The 24,677-nt window shown below is 46.6% G+C and carries 21 protein-coding genes and 4 pseudogenes; 8 read left to right on the top strand and 17 right to left on the bottom strand.

The features are described from left to right. Window positions 1-281: 281 nt before the first annotated feature. Together F4V45_RS05600 and F4V45_RS05595 are read right to left on the bottom strand one after the other, a co-directional pair. The gene (locus F4V45_RS05600) at window positions 282-1,277 is read right to left on the bottom strand and encodes an HAD family hydrolase (protein WP_170235188.1); all 996 of its coding nucleotides are present in this window, start codon (window positions 1,275-1,277) and stop codon (window positions 282-284) included. Next, window positions 1,210-2,607, bottom strand: a complete 1,398-nt coding sequence (locus F4V45_RS05595) for an MATE family efflux transporter (RefSeq protein WP_150337429.1) — start codon at window positions 2,605-2,607, stop codon at window positions 1,210-1,212. Before F4V45_RS05595 ends, F4V45_RS05600 begins: the two co-directional genes overlap by 68 nt. A gap of 154 nt (window positions 2,608-2,761) precedes the next feature. On the opposite strand from F4V45_RS05595, the gene fumC reads away from it, so the two are divergent. The 3 genes from fumC to F4V45_RS05580 all read left to right on the top strand — a co-directional run bounded on the left by fumC (window position 2,762) and on the right by F4V45_RS05580 (window position 6,162). Beyond that, the gene (gene fumC / locus F4V45_RS05590) at window positions 2,762-4,153 is read left to right on the top strand and encodes a class II fumarate hydratase (RefSeq protein ID WP_150337428.1); all 1,392 of its coding nucleotides are present in this window, start codon (window positions 2,762-2,764) and stop codon (window positions 4,151-4,153) included. Between the two features lie 18 nt (window positions 4,154-4,171). Further along, a complete protein-coding gene (locus F4V45_RS05585) occupies window positions 4,172-4,840 on the top strand; it encodes a hypothetical protein (protein WP_150337427.1) in 669 nt (222 codons plus the stop codon). Between the two features lie 152 nt (window positions 4,841-4,992). Then, the gene (locus tag F4V45_RS05580) at window positions 4,993-6,162 is read left to right on the top strand and encodes a sugar-transfer associated ATP-grasp domain-containing protein (RefSeq protein WP_150337426.1); all 1,170 of its coding nucleotides are present in this window, start codon (window positions 4,993-4,995) and stop codon (window positions 6,160-6,162) included. A gap of 17 nt (window positions 6,163-6,179) precedes the next feature. Here F4V45_RS05580 and aroB read toward each other — a convergent pair whose 3' ends face one another. The 8 genes from aroB to F4V45_RS05540 form a co-directional block, all read right to left on the bottom strand. Further along, the gene (gene aroB, locus F4V45_RS05575; protein ID WP_150337425.1) at window positions 6,180-7,253 is read right to left on the bottom strand and encodes a 3-dehydroquinate synthase; all 1,074 of its coding nucleotides are present in this window, start codon (window positions 7,251-7,253) and stop codon (window positions 6,180-6,182) included. Window positions 7,254-7,423: 170 nt separating this feature from the next. Continuing rightward, on the bottom strand, window positions 7,424-9,895 hold the full coding sequence (locus F4V45_RS05570; protein WP_150337424.1) for a heavy metal translocating P-type ATPase: 2,472 nt from the start codon (window positions 9,893-9,895) through the stop codon (window positions 7,424-7,426). Between the two features lie 36 nt (window positions 9,896-9,931). Next, a complete protein-coding gene (locus tag F4V45_RS05565; protein WP_150337423.1) occupies window positions 9,932-11,131 on the bottom strand; it encodes a metallophosphoesterase in 1,200 nt (399 codons plus the stop codon). Window positions 11,132-11,138: 7 nt separating this feature from the next. Beyond that, window positions 11,139-11,738: a hypothetical protein gene (locus F4V45_RS05560; protein WP_150337422.1), complete on the bottom strand. Its 600-nt coding sequence runs from the start codon at window positions 11,736-11,738 to the stop codon at window positions 11,139-11,141. A 5-nt stretch (window positions 11,739-11,743) separates the two neighbouring features. Beyond that, a complete protein-coding gene (locus F4V45_RS05555) occupies window positions 11,744-12,295 on the bottom strand; it encodes a hypothetical protein (protein WP_023930035.1) in 552 nt (183 codons plus the stop codon). Then, entirely contained in the window at window positions 12,295-13,272 is a 978-nt protein-coding gene (locus F4V45_RS05550; protein WP_150337421.1) for a PilM family protein, read from the bottom strand. The genes F4V45_RS05555 and F4V45_RS05550 overlap by 1 nt, the downstream gene beginning before the upstream one ends. Window positions 13,273-13,280: 8 nt before the next feature. Next, complete coding sequence (locus F4V45_RS05545; protein WP_246145168.1) at window positions 13,281-13,916, bottom strand: lysophospholipid acyltransferase family protein; 636 nt, start codon at window positions 13,914-13,916, stop codon at window positions 13,281-13,283. Between the two features lie 19 nt (window positions 13,917-13,935). Beyond that, the gene (locus F4V45_RS05540) at window positions 13,936-14,424 is read right to left on the bottom strand and encodes a peptidylprolyl isomerase (RefSeq protein ID WP_150337419.1); all 489 of its coding nucleotides are present in this window, start codon (window positions 14,422-14,424) and stop codon (window positions 13,936-13,938) included. Between the two features lie 245 nt (window positions 14,425-14,669). Here F4V45_RS05540 and F4V45_RS05535 point away from each other — a divergent pair, with 245 nt between their 5' ends. From F4V45_RS05535 to F4V45_RS05515, 5 genes and pseudogenes are all read left to right on the top strand, one after another. After that, window positions 14,670-15,620 (top strand): hypothetical protein, encoded by a 951-nt coding sequence (locus tag F4V45_RS05535; protein WP_150337418.1) that lies wholly within the window; start codon window positions 14,670-14,672, stop codon window positions 15,618-15,620. 128 nt (window positions 15,621-15,748) lie between these two features. Beyond that, complete coding sequence (locus tag F4V45_RS05530; RefSeq protein ID WP_150337417.1) at window positions 15,749-16,612, top strand: DnaJ C-terminal domain-containing protein; 864 nt, start codon at window positions 15,749-15,751, stop codon at window positions 16,610-16,612. A gap of 10 nt (window positions 16,613-16,622) precedes the next feature. Further along, window positions 16,623-16,973, top strand: a complete 351-nt coding sequence (locus F4V45_RS05525; protein ID WP_023930029.1) for a heat shock protein transcriptional repressor HspR — start codon at window positions 16,623-16,625, stop codon at window positions 16,971-16,973. Window positions 16,974-17,052: 79 nt separating this feature from the next. Further along, a pseudogene (locus F4V45_RS05520) lies at window positions 17,053-17,505 on the top strand (AAA family ATPase); the annotation flags it as partial. A 606-nt stretch (window positions 17,506-18,111) separates the two neighbouring features. Then, window positions 18,112-18,795, top strand: a pseudogene (locus F4V45_RS05515) (AAA family ATPase); the annotation flags it as partial. 43 nt (window positions 18,796-18,838) lie between these two features. On the opposite strand, the gene F4V45_RS05510 reads toward F4V45_RS05515, so the two are convergent. The 7 genes and pseudogenes from F4V45_RS05510 to F4V45_RS10050 all read right to left on the bottom strand — a co-directional run. Continuing rightward, window positions 18,839-19,120, bottom strand: coding sequence for a DUF2972 domain-containing protein (locus tag F4V45_RS05510; RefSeq protein WP_150337416.1), 282 nt, complete (start codon window positions 19,118-19,120; stop codon window positions 18,839-18,841). Further along, a complete protein-coding gene (locus F4V45_RS05505) occupies window positions 19,084-19,986 on the bottom strand; it encodes a hypothetical protein (RefSeq protein ID WP_150337415.1) in 903 nt (300 codons plus the stop codon). The genes F4V45_RS05510 and F4V45_RS05505 overlap by 37 nt, the downstream gene beginning before the upstream one ends. 13 nt (window positions 19,987-19,999) lie before the next feature. After that, on the bottom strand, window positions 20,000-20,518 hold the full coding sequence (locus F4V45_RS05500; protein WP_150337472.1) for an adenylyl-sulfate kinase: 519 nt from the start codon (window positions 20,516-20,518) through the stop codon (window positions 20,000-20,002). A gap of 105 nt (window positions 20,519-20,623) precedes the next feature. Then, a pseudogene (locus F4V45_RS05495) lies at window positions 20,624-21,370 on the bottom strand (3'(2'),5'-bisphosphate nucleotidase CysQ family protein); the annotation flags it as partial. Continuing rightward, the gene (locus tag F4V45_RS05490) at window positions 21,370-22,161 is read right to left on the bottom strand and encodes a phosphocholine cytidylyltransferase family protein (RefSeq protein WP_150337414.1); all 792 of its coding nucleotides are present in this window, start codon (window positions 22,159-22,161) and stop codon (window positions 21,370-21,372) included. The gene F4V45_RS05490 and the pseudogene F4V45_RS05495, both read right to left, overlap by 1 nt. After that, entirely contained in the window at window positions 22,158-22,760 is a 603-nt protein-coding gene (locus tag F4V45_RS05485; protein WP_150337471.1) for a gamma-glutamyl-CDP-amidate hydrolase, read from the bottom strand. The genes F4V45_RS05490 and F4V45_RS05485 overlap by 4 nt, the downstream gene beginning before the upstream one ends. Then, a pseudogene (locus F4V45_RS10050) lies at window positions 22,760-24,609 on the bottom strand (PEP-utilizing enzyme); the annotation flags it as partial. The pseudogene F4V45_RS10050 and the gene F4V45_RS05485, both read right to left, overlap by 1 nt. Window positions 24,610-24,677 lie beyond the last annotated feature (68 nt).

The raw sequence follows: 24,677 nt of genomic DNA, 5'->3' as shown, positions 1-24,677 counted from the left end.
TTCTCCTTGACTTAAAGATGGTGTTTCATCCTTTACACACAAAATGTCTAAAGACTGCGGAAACGCCGAGATCTTACCACCTTATTGCTAAAACAACTATAAATTGAGAATCCATACCTACCAAAAGCGCGAAAATCTCCCATACAAATGTATATAATCGTAACAAATATACCCCTATACCCCACACTCACAGCTAGGTAGAATCTAGCATATCTCGTTATTTCACCCCGATAGCATAGCCAGCTGCTACGCTTTGCTACATTCTTAGCCTTAACTTAGCCCTACTCTGTCGCGTGCCAATCCTCTTCATACTGCTTAGCTTGCGCACGGATAGCACTTACTGCTTCATAGACACCATCATAGCTCATCGTAGCCCTAGATTCTAGCCCTACGCCATAGCCACTACGCACCCACACACCATTGATCTGCGCGTTTTGTGCTGCTTCTAAATCATAAATCGTATCACCAATCATAAACACCTGCTCCTTTGGCGCAATGGGTAGAGAGCAAAGGGCTTTTAAAATCGGCTCTGCGCTAGGCTTTGGGTGCTGCACATCTTCACTGCCTATAACAACCTTGAAAAACCGCAAAATATCAAAATGCTGCAAAATATGCTTAGAATACAGCGCGGTCTTTGTCGTAACCACCCCAAGATGTGCAAAGCCACTTGCCATAATGAGAGATTCTATTACATTTGGTAACAGCTTCGTTTCTTGCAAGTAGATTTTCCTGTAGTGATTTTTGTATAAAATCGCCCTATTTTGCGCCTCTTTACTATCAAATCCTATCCTTACAAACATCTCCGCAAGCGGCAGCCCAATAAGCGAGCGCACCTCATCTATTGTGGGTGAAAACTCTACACCACAAGCGTGGGTAAAGCTATGATAAATCCCATCGATAGAATCTAGCAGTGTCCCATCTAAATCAAAGAGCAAGACATATTTCTCGTGCTCACCAGAATCTACCTTTGCCCCACTACCTAAGCTTAAAGCAGGCTCTCTTGCTATGTGTGGCGCGCTAGATTCTGGCTTTAGCTCAAAGACTCCTTGCGCGCGTTCAAAGCTCTTAGATTCTGGTAGGTCCTTGAGCTCTATCGTGCCTTGCGCGCTTGGATACTTTGGCTCTTCCTTAAGCTCGATATGCTCACTCTCCCCAGACCTAGATTCTACACTCTCATCTGTCTGCTTTGTGTTGTGAGATTTTTTCCAGCTAAACACGATGTTTTCTCCTTTTCCACAATGTCCTGCCACTTGGGGCATTACCAGATAAAATGCCATAGCGTAGCTCATAGCCCATAACAAGCGCGGCTACAAGTAGCGCGCAGCCCTGCGCCACAGGATAGCTAGCAAACGCTCCATCTAGCCCATAGCTCTCGCTCAAAGGCGGCAAAAGCAGCGCGATAAACAAAAATGTATAACAAATAGTAATGATGATAGAGCTAATCGTGCGCTGGATAGACTGCAAGAAAATCGCGCACGCCATATTCACGCCTAGCAGCACATAGCCGATGTAGTAAATATCCATAGCCTTCACGCTTAGAGCCGCCACCTCATCGCTAGAATCCACAAAAAACCCCACAAAATACGGCGCGAAAGCATAAAACACCCCATACAGCATAAGCCCGATAGCCACCACCACAATAAGCGAAAATCCTAGCGCGTAGCGCAGCCTAGCGAAATTCCCAGCCCCATAATTAAAGCTAGCAATAGGCTGCAAAGCTTGCGAGACAGAGAGCAAAATGGTAAAAAACACAATCCCACAATACAGCACCACGCTATACACCGCCAGCCCCACGCTCCCAGCTATGCTTAAAAGCGCGCCATTATAAAGCACCATCATAATAGCCGCTGAAAGCTCGGATATACTCTCTGGCAAGCCACTCTTAGCCGAAGAAATAACCGCAGCGAAGGAAAATCTAGGGATAAAAAATAATGCCCCCCTTTTGCGCACAAAATGCCCAAGCAGCACGCTAAATCCTATAAAATGCGCCAAAATAGTCGCAAGCGCACTGCCTTCAATCCCCATATCAAGCACAAACAAAAACACATAATTCAGCGCGATATTACTCACCGATCCCAAAATCATCGCAAACATACCAAGAAGCGGTCGCTTATCATTGACGACAAAAATATCGCTCAATGGATGCAAGATCAAAAAGGGCATACCAAGAAAGGTGATTTGCAGATAGATTCTAGCTAGCGCGTAAATCTCACTAGAAATATTTTTACCACGCGTAAGGAAGCCTAAAATCTCATCGACAAGCACAAAGCCCAGCACCCCAATGGCAACCGAGCTAATCACCACAAAATAAAAAATCGAGCTAAACACCAGCCTAGCCCTAGCCGCACGATCACTTCCTAAAAAATACGACACAATCGCCGCCCCACCAAAGCCAAAGAGCAGCTCATACGCAATACACGCAGGGAACACCGCCCAGCACGCCCCGATAGCCGCCAAGCCATCTGTGCCAATCTTTTGCCCCACGAAGATCCCATCAATCGTGGAGTAGGTAGAGAGGGCTAGCATCGCACAAAGAGCAGGGATAAAATAGTAGAAAAATAGCTTGATGATAGAATCTTTTTTAAGATCCAAGCTTGTAGCAATCATTATCCACCCACAGATTACACAAAATAATCGCGCATTGTAGCAGTGGCGAGTTAATGCTTGCCAACCACAAACGCCCAATATTTGCGCCATTTAAGTAAAATCTTACGCAAAATGCCCTACACTATCCCTACATCTTAAACATAAGGAGTTGGTTATGGAATTTCGTATTGAACACGACACAATGGGTGAAGTGAAAGTGCCTAATGACAAGTATTGGGGAGCACAAACGGAGCGAAGCTTTGAAAACTTCAAAATCGGCGTAGAAAAAATGCCAAAAGAGCTGATTTATAGCTTTGCAAAGCTTAAGCGATCACTTGCAGTGGTGAATAACAATCTAGGCAAGCTAAATAGCGAAAAGAAAAACGCCATCGTGCAAGCGTGCGATGAGATCATCGCAGGTAAATTTGATGACAACTTCCCTCTAGCTATTTGGCAGACAGGCTCTGGCACGCAAAGCAATATGAATATGAATGAAGTCATCGCCAATCGCGCTAGCGAGATTCTAGGCGCAGACTTCCGCAAGGAGAAAAAAATCCACCCAAATGATGATGTCAATATGAGCCAAAGCTCTAATGACACCTTCCCCACGGCGATGAGCATCGTCTCTGTAATCCAGCTAGAAAAGAAGCTGCTCCCAGCCCTAGAAGAGCTTAAAAGCACTTTTGCCAAAAAGGTCAAAGAGTTTGACTCTATCGTAAAAATTGGGCGCACACATCTCCAAGATGCCACCCCTCTCACACTTGGGCAGGAGTTTAGCGGCTATCTCTCAATGCTTGAACACTCTAAAGAGCAAATCATCGCTTCCTTGCCTACGCTAAGAGAGCTTGCTATCGGCGGCACAGCGGTAGGCACAGGGCTAAATGCACACCCAGAGCTTAGTGAAAAGGTAAGCGCAGAGCTTACAAACTTCACAGGCGTGAAGTTTGTCTCAAGCCCCAATAAATTCCACGCGCTAACAAGCCACGATGCCATCACTTTCGCACACGGCGCGCTAAAAGCCCTAGCGGCAAACCTTATGAAAATCGCCAATGATGTCCGCTGGCTAGCAAGCGGTCCTAGATGTGGGCTAGGTGAGCTACTAATCCCAGAAAACGAGCCCGGAAGCTCCATAATGCCCGGCAAGGTCAATCCCACACAATGCGAAGCTCTAACAATGGTGGCAGTGCAAGTTATGGGTAATGATGCGGCAATTGGCTTTGCAGCTTCACAAGGAAACTTCGAGCTTAATGTCTTTAAGCCAGTGATTATTTATAACTTCTTGCAAAGCCTTGATTTGCTAGCTGATGCAATGCACTCATTTAATATCCACTGCGCAGTAGGCATTGAGCCAAATAGAGAAAAAATCGCGCACAACTTGCACAACTCTCTAATGCTAGTAACTGCGCTCAATCCTCACATCGGCTATGAAAACGCCGCCAAAGTCGCTAAAAATGCGCATAAGAAAAATATCTCCCTAAAAGAGTCCGCCCTAGAGCTAGGACTTGTCAGCGCGGAGGATTTTGATAAATTTGTCGTCCCAGAAAATATGATTAAGCCTAAAGCATAAGCCGTATTTCTGCTATTTATGCGGCTTTTTGACTCTTTGCGCTCTCTAGGAGCTAGGCTCGCCTTGCTCCTAGTCCTTATCTCACCCACACTTTTTGCTATCCCACTTTGTCAATCCCAATCCGAGCAGCTAAAGTTTTGGGGCGGGACACTTATGCAAATCCTCTCCTTGCACGCAGGCGTGGGCGCGGATTTTAACGCGCTAGATTCTAGCGCACAAAACCAAGCGCGCACCGCAGCGACCACACCAATTGTGGGTGCTAGTGCTGGGGTAATGTATATGAATCCAGAAGATGATAGAGAGCTTGATTATGGCTGGAGAGTGCGCTATCTCTTTAGCCACTCGCCCAAGCTTCATCGCAACACCCACTACATCGGTGGGCTTTTGTATCTCCACCCCTTCCCCAATCCCTACCACCGCGCAAGTGGCGCACTCCAAACGCATAAAGACTGCGAGGGCAAGCCAGATGGCTATCCCACGCCATTTTCTTTTGTGCTAGGTGGGGGTTTAAGTGTGCAAAGCAATGCGTATGCGCAAAGCGTAGGCGGATATGTAGAGGGCGGACTCGCGCTTTTTAAGTGGTTTCCGCTTAATGCCGAGCTGCTTTATCGCATTAGCTTCTATCCTAGCAATGCGCATTTTGAGCCTATCACACAAAGTATTCAGCTTGTTTTTACAATCCTTTAGATTCTGCCCAAGTCTTAGAATCCTACGCTAGCTCGCTTAGATTCTAGGCGGTAGCAGAATCTTTGCATTGCAATCAGGTATGCCTGCAGAATCTACTTGCGCGCTAGATTCTGCTACAATACCCACTCCACTATCTCACACAAAGGACACAAATGAGTATCAAAACTTCTCTCAAATCCTATCTCAAATCCGCACTCTATGGGCTAAAAGCACGCAAAGACTATCAAGGAGCTAGAATCTACTTCCGTGAAAAAACCGCTAGCTACCTGCGCTACCTTGACTCCCACAATCAGCTAAAGCCCCTCCCCCAAGCACACGCCAAGCAGGTTGTAGAATACTGGACGCCTTTACTCTCTCTCTCTCTCTCTCTCTCTCGTGGCTTCGCGCGAAATAGCTTACAAGAGCGCATAAAAGAGCTACTAAGCTGGCATACAATCTACCACAGCATAAATCCCCACCACCCCCTAGATGTCGCCTACCTAGACAATCACTTCTACTACCAAGACTTGCTCCCCTACTTCAATCCCAAATCCTACCAAGCCGCCTTTAGCGATAAAAACTACTACGATGTGCTTTTCTCCCATTTCCCCACGCCACGCACGATAGCCAAGCGCATAAAAGGCAGCTACTACCGCCCCACGCAAGAGCGCAGCCACACACCCCAAAGCCTAGAATCCACTTTAGCATTGCTCAAAGACTATGATCGCGTGCTAATAAAGCCCACAGAAATGCATGCCACAGGGCTAGGCAGCGGGATTGTAATAGTGGATTCTAGGAGACAAGACATCGCGCAGGTGCTAGCAGACTATACAGGCGACATTGCTATCCAAGAAGTCATCAATCAGCACCAATTTTTGCGCGATTTGCAGCCAAACTCTGTCAATACTTTTAGAATCGTTACTTTGCTCTATCAAAACAAATGTGTGCTACTTAGCGCGGTGCTGTATATTGGAGCTGGGGGCGTGGCTTCAAATGATGGAGAGTTTTATAAAGTCGGCATTGATGAAAATGGCGTGGCAAGGGATTTCATCGTGCAAGGCAAAGGCAAGCAGGCTAAAGCTCTGCCAAGTGGTGCGAGAGTTTGTGGGGTGCAGATTCCGCATTTTGACAAAGTCGTGGCTATGGCGAAATCTATGCACCTAGCTGTGCCGCACTTTGGGATTATCGGCTGGGATTTTACTATTGATGAAAATGGTGAGCCTGTGATGATAGAGCTAAATCTTGACTGCCCAACTTGTGAGAGCCTGCAGTTTTGCAACGCCCCGCTCTTTGGCGATTTCACCGACACAATCCTTACGCGTATGCTAGATTTTAGATTCTAGGTCTAGCGAGCTAGAATCTAGCGCGCATAGTGCTGCAAGCAGGCGATAATCTGCTCCTTGCTTATATCATCGCGCAGGCTAAAGCCGCCAATGCCTTCAGGCAGGATAAAGCAAAGCTTGTTGCTGTGTGATTTTTTATCCAAGAAAAATGCTTGATAGAACGCTTCTATATCATCGATATGATAGCTCTCATCTAAGCCAAATCGCGCAAGTAGCGTGCTAATACGCTTAGACTCTGCCGCACTTAGACTCCCAAGCTGCTGGGCTAGGGTGTTTGCCATAGCTATCCCTATGGCTACTGCTTGCCCGTGTAAGAAGCGTTTATAGTGTGTTTGCATCTCAATAATATGCGCGAAAGTATGCCCATAATTAAGCGCGGCGCGGATACCGCTCTCTCTCTCATCTTGCTCCACGACTTTGGCTTTAATCTCTATGGATCTTTGGATAAGGGGTAAAAGCGCGCTAGAATCCAAAAACGCATCTTTAGATTCTGGGGACTCTAGCATCTCTAGCTTTGTGAAAGCCTGCTCATCAAAGCAGACAAAGATTTTTAGCACTTCTGCTAGCCCAGCTTTAATCTCACGCGTAGAGAGTGTGCGCAAGAATTCTTTATCAATATAGACAGCACTTGGCTGGTGGAAAAGCCCTATGAGATTTTTGCCATAGGCGTTATTGACTCCGCATTTGCCGCCCACAGATGCATCAACTTGTGCGAGCAGGGTTGTAGGGATTGAGACATAGCTAATCCCTCTCTCAAAGATCCCACTAGCAAAGCCCACCATATCGCTTATCACCCCGCCGCCAAGGGCTATCATTAGCGATTTTCTATCCAAGCGATTGGCAAAGGCACACTGCAAAATCTGCTCGATACTCTGCATATTTTTATGCTCTTCACCATCTGGCACGATACAGACAAACACTTCTTGCGCTTGTATCTTTGGCAGCACTTTATGGAGATAGAGTCCAGCGACTTTTGGGTTGCTAACAATGAGAGCTTTGCTCTGGGAGATTATGCAAGTGTCGTTGTGTAAAAACTCATCAATTACCACAGGATAAGAAGTGCTTAAAGTTTGGATAGTAAGAGTGGGCATAATGCTTCCTTAAGAGTAAGACTTGGGAGCGATTGTAGTATATTTGCCTTAAGGGGAAGTTTAGGCTCTGGGGTTTTCTTTGTTTCTTTGTTTATTTGTAGATTACCGCCGTTTCTGTGGTGCTTGATAATGACAAAACAACGGCTTTTCTCATCATAGTAATCTGTGCGCTAGAATCTAAACTTCCAAAGTCGCTGGCTATTTAGCACCACAGAAATACTACTAGCACTCATCGCAAATGCCGCGATCATTGGATTTAGCAACATCTGTGCTGGGTAGTAGAGCACACCACACGCTAGCGGTATGCAGATACAATTATAAACAAACGCGAAGCCTAGATTCTCGCGGATATTTTGTATGACTTTCTTAGAGAGAGACATTACAAAAAGTATGCGCGATATATCATTGTGGTAGATGATAATATCTGCGGTGTTTTTGCTTACATCATTAGCTTTGGCAAAGCTTAGAGAGACATCTGCTGCTGCTAGCGCGCCCACATCATTGAGCCCATCGCCTATCATCATTACGACCTTGCCTTGCTTTTGAAGCTCTTGTATATAGGCTAGCTTATCTTCTGGCTTAATGCCAGCCAAATAGCGCGACACCCCTAGAGACTCCGCTATGCGCTTGGTGTTTTTTTCAGTATCTCCACTTAGGATATGTAGTGTTAAGCCTTTATCTTTTAGGACTTGTAGTAGCTCTTTAGCCCTAGGCTTTAGGGTATCTTCTAGCGTGATTATGCCTAAAAGCTCATAGCTAGAATCCACTTTTTTCCCCAGTAGCACTTCTATGTATGCCTCTTGCCTCTCTTGTGTAGGTGCTTCTATCTGCCCTGCAAACATCGCCTGATTCCCTAGCGCGTAAGTGCAGCCATCTTTTAGAGCCTCTATCCCAAACCCAGCCCGCGCACAAAACTCCCTAAACGCACTTGGCTCAATCTCTTGCTGCGCGGCTTCTTGGATAATGGCTTTGGCGATGATATGCTCACTCCCCTTCTCTAGCCCAGCACTTAGAGCTAGGATCTCCCTATCGCTAAGATCGCATAGACTTTGGACTGCTACGACTTTTAGAGTAGCTTGCGTGAGCGTGCCTGTTTTATCAAACACCACATCACTAATCTTGCCAAGCTTCTCAAAGCTCTGTGCTTGCTTGATGAAGACTCCTTGCCGATTAGCAAGCGCAGTGCCTATCATCACCGCCATAGGCGTAGCCAGCCCCAAAGCGCACGGACAAGAAATCACAAGCACGCTAATAAACACACCAAAGGCAAAGTCCAGCCCCTCACACACCCACCAAATACCAAACGCCACTAGAGCGACCACAATCACTGCTGGGACAAAATATGCCGCAATCACATCTGCTAGCTTGGCGATCGATGGCTTAGAGCTCATCGCCTCTTGCACAAGCGCACCAAGCGTGCTTAGCGTGCTATGCTCGCTTGTGCTAGTAGCCTGCATAACAAAGGCGCGATTGGTATTGATACTACCGGCATACACTCTATCGCCTGCCCTTTTCTCAACGGGGATCACCTCGCCACTAAGCATAGACTCATCAACACCCCCTTCCCCATCATAGACAATGCCATCTGCAGGGATTGTCTGCGCAGGGAGAATCCTTAGCTTATCTCCTATGCGGATTTCTTGGGGGGAGATTTGACACTCTGTCTTAGAATCTATGCGCAACACTTGCGAGAGATTACCTAAAAGCAATGCGCGTATTACAGAGCTTGTCGTGTCTTTGGCATTTTGCTCTAAACCCTTGCCAAAAAGCACAAAGAACAAAATCACACAAATGCTCTCAAAATACCAATGTGTGTGCCCAAGCAAGGCATTATATACACTATACACAAGCGCGGCAGTCGTGCTTATGGCAATCAGTGAGTCCATTGTGGGAGATTTGGCAAGCAGTGTCCTAAAGCCCTTGAAGTAATAATCACGCCCCAAATGCATACTTGCAAGAGCTAAGAAAAGCTGGGTGAAGAAATTCACACGCATATCATCAAATGGCGCGATAAGAGCAGAATCTAGCAGCATAGGTGTCATAGCAAGGTAGAGCACTACAAGTGCGCAAACCCCGCTTAATAACACCCGATGTTTATGGAGAAAATATTTTGCACTAATGGATTCGGCTTTACGCGATAAATCGTGGATTACTTCACGCGGGCTGCGGTTACATACCCCAAGTATGCGCCCTTGCACGCGTTCGCAAAACCCCGATTTCTCATCGCAAATCCTAGAATCCTTTGTCAGCCCGCTTACATTTGTGGCACTCCCCCCCCTAGAATCTACCTTTTCAAATATGGATTCTAGGGTAGAATCTAGCTCTTTAGATTGCTGTGCTGGGATTTGGCTAAAGACAGCTCCTTTTGCTAGAGTCTGTGCAGGGGCTAGACTTAGGCTAAAGTGCTGGCGTTGTAGTGGCATAGAAGAGCCTTTGAGTAGGCTTGGCTTATAGCCTAGCTTTGTGATAGCAGCAAAGATTGGCTCTAGGCTTTGGGAGTCATTAAGGGTTAGGGTGGCGGTTTTGGCGATTAGGTTGATATGAATATCTGTAAGGAGATCGTTAGATTTTAGGTGCTTGGTGATGGAGTTAGCACAAGAAGCGCAAGACATACCATCAATGGCTATAGTGAGCTTTTGCATAGAAGATCCTTTATATAGCAAATATGGCTTGAAGCATTAAGCAATCGCGCTAGATTCTAGCACAAGATCAATGCAGACAATCTCGCTAGGAGCTAGGAAGCGGAAGCTCGGTCCCCAGAATCCTGCCCCAGAGCTGACATAGAGCTTAGTGTCTTTGGTATGCTGATAGAGTCCGTGGATATAATGCTGATCAAGCCAGACAAAAATTGACATTGGGAAAACCTGCCCCGCGTGCGTATGCCCACTTAGCACTAAATCAAAGCCGCTCACATCATAACGCCGCACAAACTTAGGCTGATGTGCTAGCAAAATGCTAGGCTTGCTGGCATTTAAGCCCTGCCTAGTGCGTGCAAGATCTGGCACATACTCGCCAAAGCGCAAGCCCGCTAAGTCATTAACCCCAGCAAGATTAAAGCCCTCTAGCTCGATGGCTTCATTATCCAGCACACGCACCCCGCTTGATCGCATAAACTCCATTATAGGCGCGATGCCGTGGTAGTATTCGTGGTTACCATTGACATAAAATACCCCTTCTTTGCTAGCAAGCTCTTTTAGCGCGCTAAGTTCTTTGCCAACTTTTGCTATATCATCATCAATCAAATCCCCCACAATCACCACTACATCGGCATTTAGCGCATTGATCCGCTCTACAATACGCGCTAAAAAATCCGCCTTGAGAATATGCCCGATATGCACATCGCTCACCATCGCAATGCGTTTTTGCTGCTTTAGCTTAGGGAGTGGGATTTGGACATTGCGCACTTGCGGGGTATGCAGGGCATTATTACGACTTGTGAAGAAAAAGAGAAAAAACAGCCCAAACACGCCCAAATCGTGTAAGATTTTTAGAAACTTGCGCCGAGAGAGCGACATTTGCGCACTAGAGCCTAGCTTGGATTCTGCTTTAGATTCTAGCGACCTACTCTTTAGCCTCATAGATAATGCCTTGCCACAAAGCCACACTATATCCACACACAAGCACGCTACAAACAAGCAGTAAGTAGTCGCCACACAAAGCCCCAAAAGGCTATAGCTTATATCGTGGAAGCGCAGATCCTTTGCCACAATAAAGAATCCAACTTCGCAAACAAATACCAGCAAAAGCACGCCTGCAAGGGAGCGTTTATACTTAGAAAATATCAGCGAAGCATTTGATAATCGCCAATAGATATAAATCTTGCTCCCTAGCAAAAAGCTAAATATTACTGCGACAATCGCTAGAATCTTTAGTGTCATTTACTATTTAGAGCTGCTTGAGTAGCTCTTTGGTGTGCTCTGGGATTTGGTAGGTGTTGCTCATCACTTCTAGGCTAAAGCTTATGTCATACACCTCTGCTTGCAAGCTGGCGCGATTGATTTGCACAGGGGGGTTGATCACCACGCTTGCGTGCAGGGTAGAGAGCTTTTCCATAAGCTGCCACATATTAGCGACATTTTTTGTCTGGGTGGTGAAAGCATAGGTGGTGCTTTGCGTGTGGTCGTTTGCCTGCGTGGTATGGCTAAGCTTTTTAACAGATTTTATATCAAGATACTTGGCAATTAGGCTCTCTATCTCTTCAAGGGCGTTTTGATTATCAAGCTTTGAGAAAGAGTCGCGATTGTTTGTGATGAAATCTTGCAGGCGTTTGGTGGAATTGTCGTAGCCCTTTTTGATTTCAGTGTAAATGATTTTTTCCTTGCGCTCTAGGATATATTGGGATTTAAAGGCGATAATCGTGGGCCAAAGCAGGTAGTTAAAAAACCCAAGAATCACACTAATATACAAAACGCAAAAGATCAAATTACGAATGACCAAGTCTGTATCGACTTTATTAAAAGAGCGCGCAATAGGTGCTTTCATCATATCTCCTATTTAGTGTCGTCCATAGCAGCTTGAGACTCTGCCTTTCTAGTGGCTTGGGTGTGTGCGTGGCTAATGGAGATGAACTCATACCAGCCATTTGATAGCGCGTAGAAATTCACATTGGATCGCCCAAAATTTGCCTTAAGCGGATCTTGCAAGGCGAAGTAGAAAAACTCCCTTGAAGGTGTTATGCCCTTTAGCACAAGTGTCGTGTCGCTAATCTCTATAAAATGCAAGGTGATTTTATCTGGTATAAGCTCTAGTAGATCGTGCAGCTTATCGCGGCGAATGTCGTTTTTATCACTTCTTTGATGCACAAGTGTGGCTTCAAACACGAGCCGCTCGAAGTGCTCATCAATATCAATGATATTTTGCTGTAAAATCTGCTGATTGGCTCGATACTCTTGCGCACGCTTTGCAGAGACAGAGATCTCCCTTGCCACAAAGCCATAAAACCCAAGCAAAATCACAATCGTAAGTGCGAAATACAGCCACCAAATCTTAGTAATCTTGGCAAAGATATGTTTGGTCTTGTGGCGGGTGAAACTTAGTGCCATTATCTTCCTTTAAGCTCTCTTTGCGCAAATTCTATCAACACATCAGGGAGGTCAATATCCCTCTTCACCGTCTCTAGCATAAGCTCTTTGGCGATAAGCTCGTGTGCCTGATCACTTAGCTTGCACGCATCAAGCAAGATGACTTTATCAATAAACTCGCCTTGATAGAGAGGGTTTTGATAATACTCCTTGATCGCATCAACGAGAATCTTACTAATAATCCTTGCCTTTGGCATATCATCATAGACAATTTTTGTCTCATCAAGATTGGGGATAAACATATCTGTCTGCAAACGATCTAGGCTTGGATCTAGGGCGATTTTAGCAAACTCATCAAAGTCTTCATCTAAAGAAAGCTCATCAAAGTTCTTTAGCTCAATATCTGGTCTTTGCTCTTCTTTATTAAGCATAGGCACTTCACCCTCAGCGATAAAAAACCCACTAAAAGTCGCTACACCCTTATACACCACCGTAAGAGCAATATTACTCCGCTGCAAAAGCACATAGACATTGTTGCCTAAAGTTGGGAGATCGTGGGCGTTTTTATCAATGAGCAAAAACGGCGAAAACAAAAAATCCACCCCGCCAATCACATCATAGCGGCGCAAATAGTCTTTAATCATCGATCGCTTTGCAAACACACGGATCGTATCACTACTGCTAATCTCACACTCGCTCGCCCGAAGATTCCCAGCGAAAAAGTCCCTAGAATCCTTCTGCAAGACTACACCTTGCGAGAGTGTTTTAATCACCGCGCTTACATAGGTAAAAGGATAGCTATGCTTATATCGTCTTATAAGCTTCACAGCCTCCATTGGGATTTGGTTTTCAGTGGTTTTAAACTCTTTTGTAAGGGATTCTACTTGCCTGTCGCGCTTAATTCTTACGATTTTTATCGTGCAAGTGATCGCATCAATATTGATTGCGATAAACACTTGGCTAAAAAATGGCGACATCATCGAAGTAAAAAATCCCATACCTACCCCTACTTTTGCCCCTGTATGCGCTGCATTTGTTTTTTTACCACTTCTCTTGCTTCTTCTAGGCTAAGACTCGGGTCTAGCGCGAATCCTTCGCTCATATAATAGCATATTTTCCCAAAAGGTAGCGGCAGCAAAAACCTATCCCAAGTCCCAAACTCATAGCATAAGCTTGGCACCACGCGGCACACACTGATCTTTTTGCCTGTTTTTTGCGCCATCATTATCACCCCATCAGCGATGTGATGATAGGGACCCTTTGGACCATCAACAGCTATGCCCACATCTTTGCCATTTTTAAGCCCAGCGATGAGCTGCAAAAGCGCGCGCGCGCCACCCTTATGCCCAGATCCTGTGCTACCTCTCACACTCTCAAAGCCAAAGCACTCGCACATTTTGGCAATCAGCCCTCCATCAAAATGATTGCTCGATAAGATGTAAATATTTGGGTGCTGGCGAAGCTTGCGGTAGAGCATAGGGAGCATAAGTATCTCGCCGTGCCAAAAGGCTAGGATCGTATTTTCTCGCTGCAAGCCCTCATCGATGAAAAACCGATTGCGGCTTGTCGCATATAAAATCCACACCACCGCCCAGCCGGCTCTAGGGACGATGGCTTCAATAACTCTGCGCTTCCAATTCATCAATTTCGCGCTTTAACACCTATATACTAGAAGAAATGGTAATACTTGTCATCGTGTCATCTTGCCTAAGGCTATCTAGCACCGCTAGACTCTGCTCATCTTCAATCTGCCCAAACACCGTGTGCTCACCATCTAAATGCGGCAAATCCACAAAGCATAGGAAAAACTGGCTCCCGCCTGTATCTCTCCCAGCGTGTGCCATAGAGAGCGCGCCTCTTTTATGGCGATGTGGATTGCCCTTTAGCTCACAAGCGATCCTATACCCCGGTCCGCCCGTGCCATCACCCCTAGGGCAGCCACCCTGCGCGACAAAGCCCGCGATCACGCGGTGGAATGTAAGTCCATTGTAGAATCCATCGCGCGCAAGTGTGGCGAAGTTGCTCACTGCCTGTGGCGCACTCTCTCCAAAAAGCTTCACAACAATCACGCCCTTATTTGTCTCTATCCTAGCATACGCACTAGAATCTAGCTCTTCTTGCGTGGGGGTAAAAGTTTTTAACTCTTCCATAACAAATCCTTTAGCGTAAATATGCTAGAATCCAAGCCCTAGCAAGTTAAGTCCGTATTGTAAATCATATACAAAATGTAAGCGTTTATAGCTTTAGATTCTAGCGAGTTTGTCCTTACTAAAATCTAAAAGCCCAAAAAGTCTAGTGGGGGGTCTAGTAGGGGTCTAGTCCTTGAAGCCAAGCGGTGTGGCTTAAGGCTGTGGCTGCATAACAACGCAGACTATGTTAAGGCAAGGTGGTGTTTATGTTTAACGATTTATTTATGCTTATGCAAGGGCACAAGAGATGTGCCAAGCTTGTGCTTTGTGCCACAATGGGGCTATGTCTTATCGCTAATGCTTCAGAATCTGATCTTAGCGACCCACTAGAATCCGCCCAAGAGCAGCACGCAACAGCACAAAAAGAAGCCCAAAACCCCCCAAGCCAAGGCAAGCTAGATTCTAGCTCCAAAGACAAGCTAGAATCTAGCCAGATTGATAGGGTGATTATGGAAGTGGGGAATATGGACGACTTTTTAGCCGTGCAAAAAAACTTCCCGTGGATCCGCTCCGTAGGGCTTGTGATGGTCTCCTTTGATGATGGGAGCTTCCGCAGTGGATTTGGGCTGCTACTGCCAAATAATCTCTTCCTAACCTCCGCAGAGCTTGGGCATAATGCTAGTGCCTACCCTAAAAATATCTTGCTAAAAATGCGCGATGAGAGCGCGGGGAATCTCATCTGCATAGCAGAGCTGCGCCTAAAAGCCCTTGATAAAGTGCAGGGGCTTAGTCTCTTTGAAGTCTCTGGCTATACTGATGACTACTGCAATCTCCGCTCCCAAAGCTACTACCACAGCAAGATTCTCACCCACAATGCCTACGATATTGCAAGCACAAAGCCCGTGCGCACAAACGACTACTACACCGTTACCACGACTTTCAACAACCCAAACATCAGCATAATCACGCTGAAAAACAACGCCAAGCAGCTCCCCATTAAAAACGCGCAGAAAATCATCTTCGGGCGACCATTTTTCACCAAAGATGGGCAGCTACTTGGTATGACCACTATCCCTAGAAATGCCACTGCACCCGTAATTGTAAGCTACAAGGAGATTAAAGACTTTTTATGCAGTATTGATAAAAGTGGATTCTATGTCAGCAGCTTTGTGCAAGATCTCTGCCGCAAGCCCAATGCCACAAAAAAGGCGCGCTAGATTCTAGCTAGAATCTAGCCACAGCTTGCAGAGCACTAGATCTAACGCTCGCGCATAAATTGATACACTAGCACTAAAGTTTTATGATACAATCATACTCAAAGAAATAAATTTCTCAAGGATAGATAATGAGCAAAAGCCTTTACCAAACGCTAGAAGTCAGCGAAAACGCAAGCCAAGATGAAATCAAAAAGGCTTACCGCAAGCTAGCGCGCAAATACCACCCTGATGTCAATAAAGAAAAAGCCGCAGAAGAGAAATTCAAAGAAATCAATGCCGCTTATGAGATTTTAAGCGATGAGCAAAAGCGCAAGCAATACGACCAATTTGGCGATAGTATGTTTGGCGGGCAGAACTTCAGCGATTTTGCGCGCTCGCAGGGCGGAGCTGCCGGACTTGATGAGATTTTAAGCCAGATTTTTGGCGCGCGTGGGGGCTTCAACTTCGGCTCAAACTTTGGCTTTGGCGGCGCAGGGTTTGGGGGATTTGAGCAGGATTTGGACATACACGCAAGCATACGCATACCCTTTGAGCTATCCATCACCGGCGGCAAGCATAGCATAATGCTTGAAGGCGAGCAGATTGATATGAAAATCCCCGCTGGCATAAGCGATGGCAAAAGTATCCGCCTGCGCGGCAAGGGGCGATCTGGGCGCAGCGGCAGGGGGGATTTGATCCTAAAGGTGCAGGTGGATTCTAGTGCGATCTATGAGCGAAATGGCGATGACATTACCCAAGACTTTGACCTCCCGCTAAAAACAGCACTTTTTGGCGGCAAGGTAACAATCCCCACCTTGCACAAAGAAGTTACGCTAAAAATCCCGCCCAACACCAAAAACGCCCAAAAATTCCGCGTCAAAGAGCTCGGCGCGAAAAATCTCAAAACCCAAGCCCTAGGCGATCTCTACTTGCGTGCTAACATTATCCTGCCCAAGCTAGAATCTCTCTCAAAGCCCTTGCAAGATCTCTTGCACAAAGAGCTAGAAGCATAAGGAGTGCGCAATGTATAGCTATGATGAGCCTGTATATCTCATTAGTGTTGTGGCAAAAATCCTAGAAATCCACCCCCAAACCCTACGCCAATATGAAAAAGAGGGCTTGATTGAGCCGGGCAGGACAGAGGGCAAAATGCGCCTATACTCCCAGCGCGATATTGATAAGATTAAGACAATCTTACGGCTCACGCGCGACTTGGGAGTAAATCTTGCGGGCGTGGATATTATCCTGCGTTTAAAAGAGCGGCTTGATGAGCTAGATGGCATTATCGAGCAGCTACGATCTAATGCAAGCAAAGACAATAGCGTAACCATTAAGCAAAGCTCGTATGAGTTGATGATCTTTAAGGGCAAGTGATGTGTGGGAGGGTCTTGGGCTTTGGGTGTTTGGGCGTGTGTGATGTGGGGAAGCTGTGGATTCTAGCCAAAGCATTGTTATGACCCACCTAGCTGCACTTCTGCGCCCACAAACCTTAGCCGACTTCCTAGGGCAAAGCCACCTACTACACAAAAACGCCCCCCTATATCGCGCCATAGTGGCAAAGCAAATGCCACACTGCTTCTTCTACGGACCTCCGGGCAGCGGGAAAACGACTCTAGCAAGGCTGATTGCCAAAGAGCTGGGCGATGTCTTTCTCCCCTTTAATGCCACAAAGTTTAAGCTAGACTCCTTGCATAGCGCACTTAAGCCATATCAGCAATCGCTGATTACGCCGCTTATCTTCATCGATGAAGTGCATAGGCTTAGCAAGCCCCAGCAAGAAGCCTTGCTGCCCATTATGGAAGAGAGAAGTGCTATCGTGCTAGGAGCTAGCACGGAGAATCCTTTCTACACGCTTACAAATGCGATACGCTCGCGCTCCTTGCTCTGCGAGTTTAAGCCCTTGCAGGCAAAGGAGCTAGAAGAGCTGCTTAGGCGCGCGCTTAGGGAGCTTGGGATAGAAAAGGTAGAATCTACCTTTGAAGCCCTAGAATCTAGCCAAGCACAAATGGATTCTATGGATTCTAAAGAAACATCGGCTATCGCCGAGCGGTATCCCTTGTTTTCTAAAGAAGCTACGCTTTGCCACGCATTGTCTAGCAACAACGCTTGCGATGACAGAAGTAGCGCAAGTAGTGAAAGTCTAGATTCTAGCATTGCTAAAGAAAATACCCAGAATCTAAACGAGCCAGCAAAGGACTCTAGGATTTTTAACAAAAACGCTGAAAATATGTTTTCTCAAAACGCAGCTAGGCGGCAGGATTTTGGAGATAGAATCGTGGCTTTGCAAGGCGATTCAAGGGCGCATACTAGAGCGTATGTAACCGCAGAATCGTCGCAGCAATCCGCGATTCTAGCCAAAAAACCAACGCCAAAACCAAGCCCCAGCGATTCTAAGATTTTGGAGATAGAATCGGGGTTTTCAAGCGATTGGCAAGAGAGTTACCTAGAGGGTAATGACCGAAGCCAATCGCGCAAAATCCACGATTCTAGCCCAAAAGCTGAATCGCCCCAAGTCAAAAAAACCATCACCCAAGAAGCCTGCACCTATCTCATCTCAAGCAGCGGCGGCGATGGGCGCGCTATGCTTAATGTCCTAGAAGTGCTAGCCCTAAGCGATACGATCACCTTAGAAGATGTCAAGTCCTTGCGCCCTGTAAGCTTAAATGATGGCACAAGCGAAGATGACACCCACTACAACCTAGCCTCCGCGCTCATTAAATCTATCCGCGGTAGCGATGTTGATGCAAGTATCTACTACCTAGCAAGGCTGATTGCCGGCGGGGAAAACCCAGAGTTCATCGCTAGAAGGCTTGTGATTTTGGCTAGTGAAGACATTGGCAACGCTAATCCAAACGCCCTAAATCTAGCCACTTCCACAATGCTAGCAGTAAGCAAGATCGGCTACCCAGAAGCGCGCATAATCCTAGCCCAATGTGTCATCTACCTAGCCTCCTGCCCCAAAAGCAACACCGCCTATAACGCCATCAACGCAGCACTAGAAGCCATAAACCAAGGCGAGATCCTCCCCATAAGCCCGCATATCCTCCCCCACTCTAAAACCTACAAATACCCCCATAATTTTGGCGGCTACATCAAGCAGCAATACCTACTAAAGCCGCTGCAATTTGTCAAGCAAACACAAAAAGGCTTTGAAAAAACGCTTAATGAATGGCTAGCAAAAATCCACCAAAGCTAGAGCTAGAATCTACTTTTCTGCCACACAGCAGTTTAAAAAGGGACTAAAACGCCCTGCCGCACAAGCGCAAAAACTCCCTTGTATGCGAGAATTGCTCCCAAATATCTGGGCGATCATTTTTGATGATGGCGCATTCTCTCTCTATCCTTTGGGCTAAATATTGGGACAAGTCTTGGGCTTGCAGAAGTGCTTCTATAAGCGTGGATTCTGTGAAAGCAAGCTGCTTTGCTCTCGCTAAAAGCGCGCGCGTAGATTCTATATAGCTTTGTGCTTTAGCCCTAGCCTGCTCTAGGCTGCTACTTTTAATAGGGGGGGGGCAGCACATACTAGATAAAGCGGGTGGCTCTCGTAGCCTTCTACCACGATAGATTCTAGCTTGTGGATAGGGTAGGACCACTGCAAGCGTTTAGAATCTATATGCGCAGATACATCGATCTCAGCGCTTGAGCCATCTACTAGCCTTGAGAGCGTAGAGAGCCCAAACACTTCTCCATCAATGTGAAAAATATAGGGGAAGCACCTAGGGAAAGATGAGCCTTTAACCACGCTTTCTTCATCGTAAGAGCAGTTGGTATAGCCAAAACGATCGCAGAATTTTTGCATAGTGCTTGGCATATTTGTATCATCAATATCTTCCATACTAAGGTAGCTTACATCGCTTGTGATATGCTCTACAAGCTTGCGCTGGGAGCTAAAGGCTATCATCAAATGCGAAATATCTCTAATAATGGCAAAGGCTAGCGCGTTTGCGTCCTTTTGAGCGTGTATCGTTGATATGGTGTGTAGCATTGTGGCATTGACATTACTTTTGACAATGCTTATAGGATCGCGCACGAGCTGATACACAGGCGCGCGCTTTGTGCAAGTAGCTAGAATCTTGCTCGCATCGCTATTTAGCGGAGACTTATCAAGCACCAAGCCATCAAACTCACGCCAGAACACAAAAGGGCGAAAATTCTCATAAGAGAGAATCTCCATAGGCTTTGCCTGACACTTGGAGAGATAGTATTTCACCGCGGTTAGCCCCACGCCGTGCCCTCCTAGCAAGATATAGCGATACGCGCTTGGGTGGGGGAAGAGATTGGTGAGATTAAATGCCTTTTGCGCGCCGGGCAAGCGATCATAGAAATACCCCCAACGCCCACCTTTTATGACCTTTATCATATTTCTAGCTCTCTGTAATACTCGCATTTTTTCTCCTTGATTAAGATTGGATCGCGGCTAGGATTTGCCCGACTTTTTCATCGATACCGCCTAGCGTGGTGTTGTCAATTTGCAAATGCGCCTTTGGCTCATCGTAATCTATATCCACGCCTACGACATTTGGCAGCTCGCCTTTAAGGGCTTTAGAGTAGAGCTGCTTTTGATCCCTGCGTATGAGCTCTTCATAAGCACAAGAGATATAGATCTCAAGGTAGTTGGGGAAATGCTCCCTGTTGTATTGATAGATTTCATCAAACATCGAAATCGTGCTTACAATGGTGATGACCCCCTGCCTAGATAAAAGCCTAGCAAGATCGGCGCGCTTTTTTGCCACGCTAATGCGCCCTTGCTTATCGTAGCTATATGCCCCTAGCACATCGCGCAGCTCATCGCCATCAAGATACACTACATTAAAGCCAGAGTCTCTAAGCCTTATATAAAGCTCTTTGCAAATAGTGCTCTTCCCACTCCCAGCTAGCCCTGTGAGCCACACCACTAGCCCATAGTAGCTAGCTTTCAATGCTAAAGGCAGCTTATCGCTACGGACATCTTCATAGATAGCTCCGCCTACTTGATTGGCACTAAAAGCGACAAAGTAGTCATTGGCAAAGTGCTTTTTGTTGTAGCTTAGGGGCTTGCCTGTTTGGACACTGATCACCGCGCCCCCACTTTGCTCAACGATCACTTGAGATGCTGCGGTATCCCACTCCTTTGTGCCATTAAATCTAGGGTAAATATCCGCTTCTCCGCGAGCAAGCGCGCAAAACTTCAGCGATGAGCCTAGCTTGATACTCTCTAGCCCATAATGCGCGATAAACTCTTGTGTGAGTGCGCTTGAGTGGAAGACTGAATCGCACGCAAGCAGGCTAGATTCTAGCTCGCTGTCTGCTTGCTTCACTCTTGCGCTTATATCTCCACATAGCCTTACCCCAGATTCTAGCCTAAAGCTCTGCAAAGTAGTAGAATCTACTTCATAGCTCCACGCGCCAAAGCCCTCTAGCCCCACATAGAGCTCCTTTAGCGCGGGTGCATACACCACGCCTAAAATCGGCTTGCTATGATGGATTAGCGCGATATTGATACTCCAGCCAGAAAGATTAGCGGCAAAGTCCTTTGTGCCATCAAGGGGATCAACTAGCCAAAAATACTCCAAATCCTTGCGCACTTCATAGCCTAGTGGAGCTTCTTCGGAGCAGACTTGATAGGGAGAGATTTGCATAAGTGCTTGGGTGATAAAGGCATTTGCCTCTACATCTGCTTGAGTGATAGGCGAGCCATCGGCTTTTTGGCTCGTGGTTTTGTCCTTGATAGCTAGGATTATCTCCCCTGCTTGCAGCGCGACTCTAGCGGCTTTATCTAGCAGCTCTTGCATTACTCGCCCCTTTGCGCCGCGATTGCTCGAATATCTTGCAGCGATATGGCTAAATCACTTGGCATATCCACTTCCAGCCAGCCCCCATCAATCTCCACGGCTTGCGCGTTATCAAAAGTATCTATAAGAGCTTGCAAAAAGCTTGTCATATACATATTTTCAAAATCCTTGCCATCATAGATTGCACTTCTATCAAGCCCATCGTAGAAATCTAGCATTTGTGGCAAAAAGTCGTGCCTAAACATAAATAGCCCCATATACTGCCCTTGTATCTCATCTAAGCTTTTAGGCTTTTTGCCTAGCTCGGTGATTTTGCCATTGTGGATTTTAAGGCTCTCAGCATCAAGCAGCACATCGCTAAAGCGCATTTGCCAAAGTCTGTGCCACTGCTTATCTACCGCGATTGACAAAGGCGCGCTACTTTTGCAAAGCTTTTGCACACAAGGAGCGAAATACACAATATCCGCATAGGAGATAAGCAAGTCTTGCCCCTCTTTAGCACAGCCCTCTATCCACTCTCTAGCACAGAGCATTGTCTGCACCATATTGGTGCTAGCATAGTTTGGATTCTCATACATTGTGTGGATACTATGCTTGCTTAAGTAAGATTCTAGCACCGGATACAAATACCCGCCAACCACTGCTATTTCATCGATCCCACACGCACGCAATGCCTCTATCTCATAGTCTATGATCGCCCTGCCCGCATACTCCACCATACATTTTGGCTTATCTTTGGTCAGTGGCATAAGCCTTGAGCCAAAGCCCGCTGCTAGAATAAGTGCTCTCAATTTCTCTCCTTTAGTGCTTGTAAAAATCTCTGCCATAGCCCATCATACTCCATACCCCCACTTCGCTCAATATGCCACATCACGCCAAAGATAGGCAGCTCCCTATGCCTAAATGCTTCTATACTTGCATCACTAGCTAGGGCGATTGGCTTTAGCTCGCTAGAGATAGATCGCACGCAGTAGTTATGAAAGGAATTAACCCGATAGCTTCTCCCTTGCACATCTATACTATGCTCTCCTATATGCCCCTGAAGTGGCGCAATCTCGCAGGAAAAATACTGCGCGATCATCTGCGCCCCACGGCAGACCCCAAGCACAGGCACACGATGCCCTACACAATGCTCTAGCACTGCTCTCTCATATCTATCGCGCTTATGTGAGAGCTCATCATCGCAAAAGAGTGCTAGATCATTCCCCCCGCTAAGGATCACCCCACGCACAAAGGGCGCATACTGCGCAAATGGGATATGATAGGCAAGAGGCAGAGGCAGATAGCTAGTAAGATTACGCGCGAAAAACTCCCCCCACTCGCTCGCCAAGCACTCGCGCACTTCTTTGTAGCTAGATTCTACAAGTCGTTGTGTCATAGCGATAAACATTACAGGCACACTATCTGCTGGGCTTGGCAGTCTATTTGGATTTTAGAGGCATTGGCATAGACTTGATATGCGTGCTCCCCCACGCCAATGACTGCTGGGATCTGCAGCTCAGAAGCGCGGATCGCCATATGGGAGTTGCTCCCGCCATAGCAGGTGATAAAGCCAGCAATATCTTTGGTGAAGAGATAGTCATAGCCCGGATCGGCGGATTTAATAAGCACGATAGAGCCTTGTAGATTTTGCTGCGTAGTAGAATCTAGCTCGATGGCTTTGCCTATGGCGAGCTTTTGTGTGATGAAGTTTGGTATCACCTTGCTTGAGAAAAAGGCGAACACTTCTTCTGGCTTTGTGATAAGCGGCGGGAGCTTTAGCGCGCAAGTAAGGTCGTATTCCTGCTTGTTTGCGGCGATTTCTTGCAAAAATCGCTCCTTTGGACTCTCTTTATACAAGCTTGCATACAAGCTCAAGATACTTTTAATATCCAAATGCGCCATATCGCTTGCTGGGATTTGCAAGCTCTCGCCTAGCTCTTTGATATAGCTTAGGGCTTTTGAGAGCAGCTTAGAGAAAGCAAACTTCACGCTCTCTCTGCCCTCTATGGCTTGCTGCAAGAAGATAAGCAAATCACTAGCGCAAATCTCTAGCCCGTGCTCTTTGAGCAAGGAGTCTAGCGCACGGAGGCGATCTTGGCTTAAAAAGTGGTGGCTTAGCGTTGGCTTGTCGCTGGTGGATTCAGCTAGCGCACTAGAGTCTATACTAGATTCTAGGTTTTGGGCGTTTGGTCTATGGATCGCCACGCCGCTATGACTACCCGAAGCCGAATCCTTACAGGATTCCCCCCCCCCCCCGTTTCACCGCCAAAATAATAACCAAACCCCTCATCATACCTAGGCGAAGTAATATCATAGCTCCCTGCGCGCAAATGCCCATAGCGCGCTAGGAAGTCTTCTAAGCCACCTTCTTGCAAGCGCGCCATATCCTTGCCTAGCTGCTTGGCTTGGGTGTTGAGCGAAGCTAGGAAGCTTTGCATCTCTTTGGCAGTCAAAAAGCCTATTTCCACAAGTGAGCGCAGAATCTGCATAGCGATAAACGCCGCCCTAGCCACCCCAGCAAAGGGCAGCGTCCCAAATCTCTTGCACTCTTCTAAAAGCCAATAAATCTTGTCATAAAGCGAGAGACTAGAATCCACTATCGCGCTATATCGGCTCTCAAGCTTTTTGGACTTCTCTAAGTCTTTGAGATAGAGCCCAGAGTCTGGGGCTAGCACGGAGTTGGTAAGATTGAGCAGGGCAAACTCCACACGCTTTAGCTCATTATCATTAAAGCCGTGCTCAAGTAGCTTGCGCAGCCGCTTTGGCGTAGAAAAATCATAGCAAGAAAACACAATGTCAAACTCGACCTTATCGTGGGACTCTGGGGCGGATTCTAGGGCTTTTAGGTAGTAATCCACAAGCTTTGTGGCAATGTCTTTATCCAAGTGCTTTGGGATAAAGGAGTTAAAGCTCACGCGCACATCGATATAAGGTATGCCTAAAAATGAGTGCATAAGTGGGTGGGAGCGCAAGTTTCTATACCCATAATTATCGCGCTGGTAAGCCCACACGCCATCTGTTACAATCTCTTTATACAAGCTAAGTGCCAATCGCTTAGGCTTTAGCCCAATGATTTCTGCTGGATTCCAATCAGGCATCACGCCAAATATCGCCTTTTGCCCAAGCACATTTGGGTGGGGCGCGCTTAGGGCTTTTATGCGCTTAGAGAGTCGCTCTAGGGCTCTAGGGGTGATTATGTCGTAGAGATCTTGCTTGCCTTGCATTACAAGGGGGCGCACTTGTAAGCAATAAAGCTCTAGCTGTGGTGATTCAGCTTGACTTGGTTCTGGCGTTGGCTTTTTGCGATAAAGCGGGGAGTTTGCGG

Origin of the sequence: Helicobacter canis (assembly GCF_008693005.1) — a bacterium.
GTDB classification, from domain to species: domain Bacteria; phylum Campylobacterota; class Campylobacteria; order Campylobacterales; family Helicobacteraceae; genus Helicobacter_B; species Helicobacter_B canis.
Note: the sequence above shows the minus strand (reverse complement) of the source record. Positions and strands in the feature narration are given on the sequence as shown.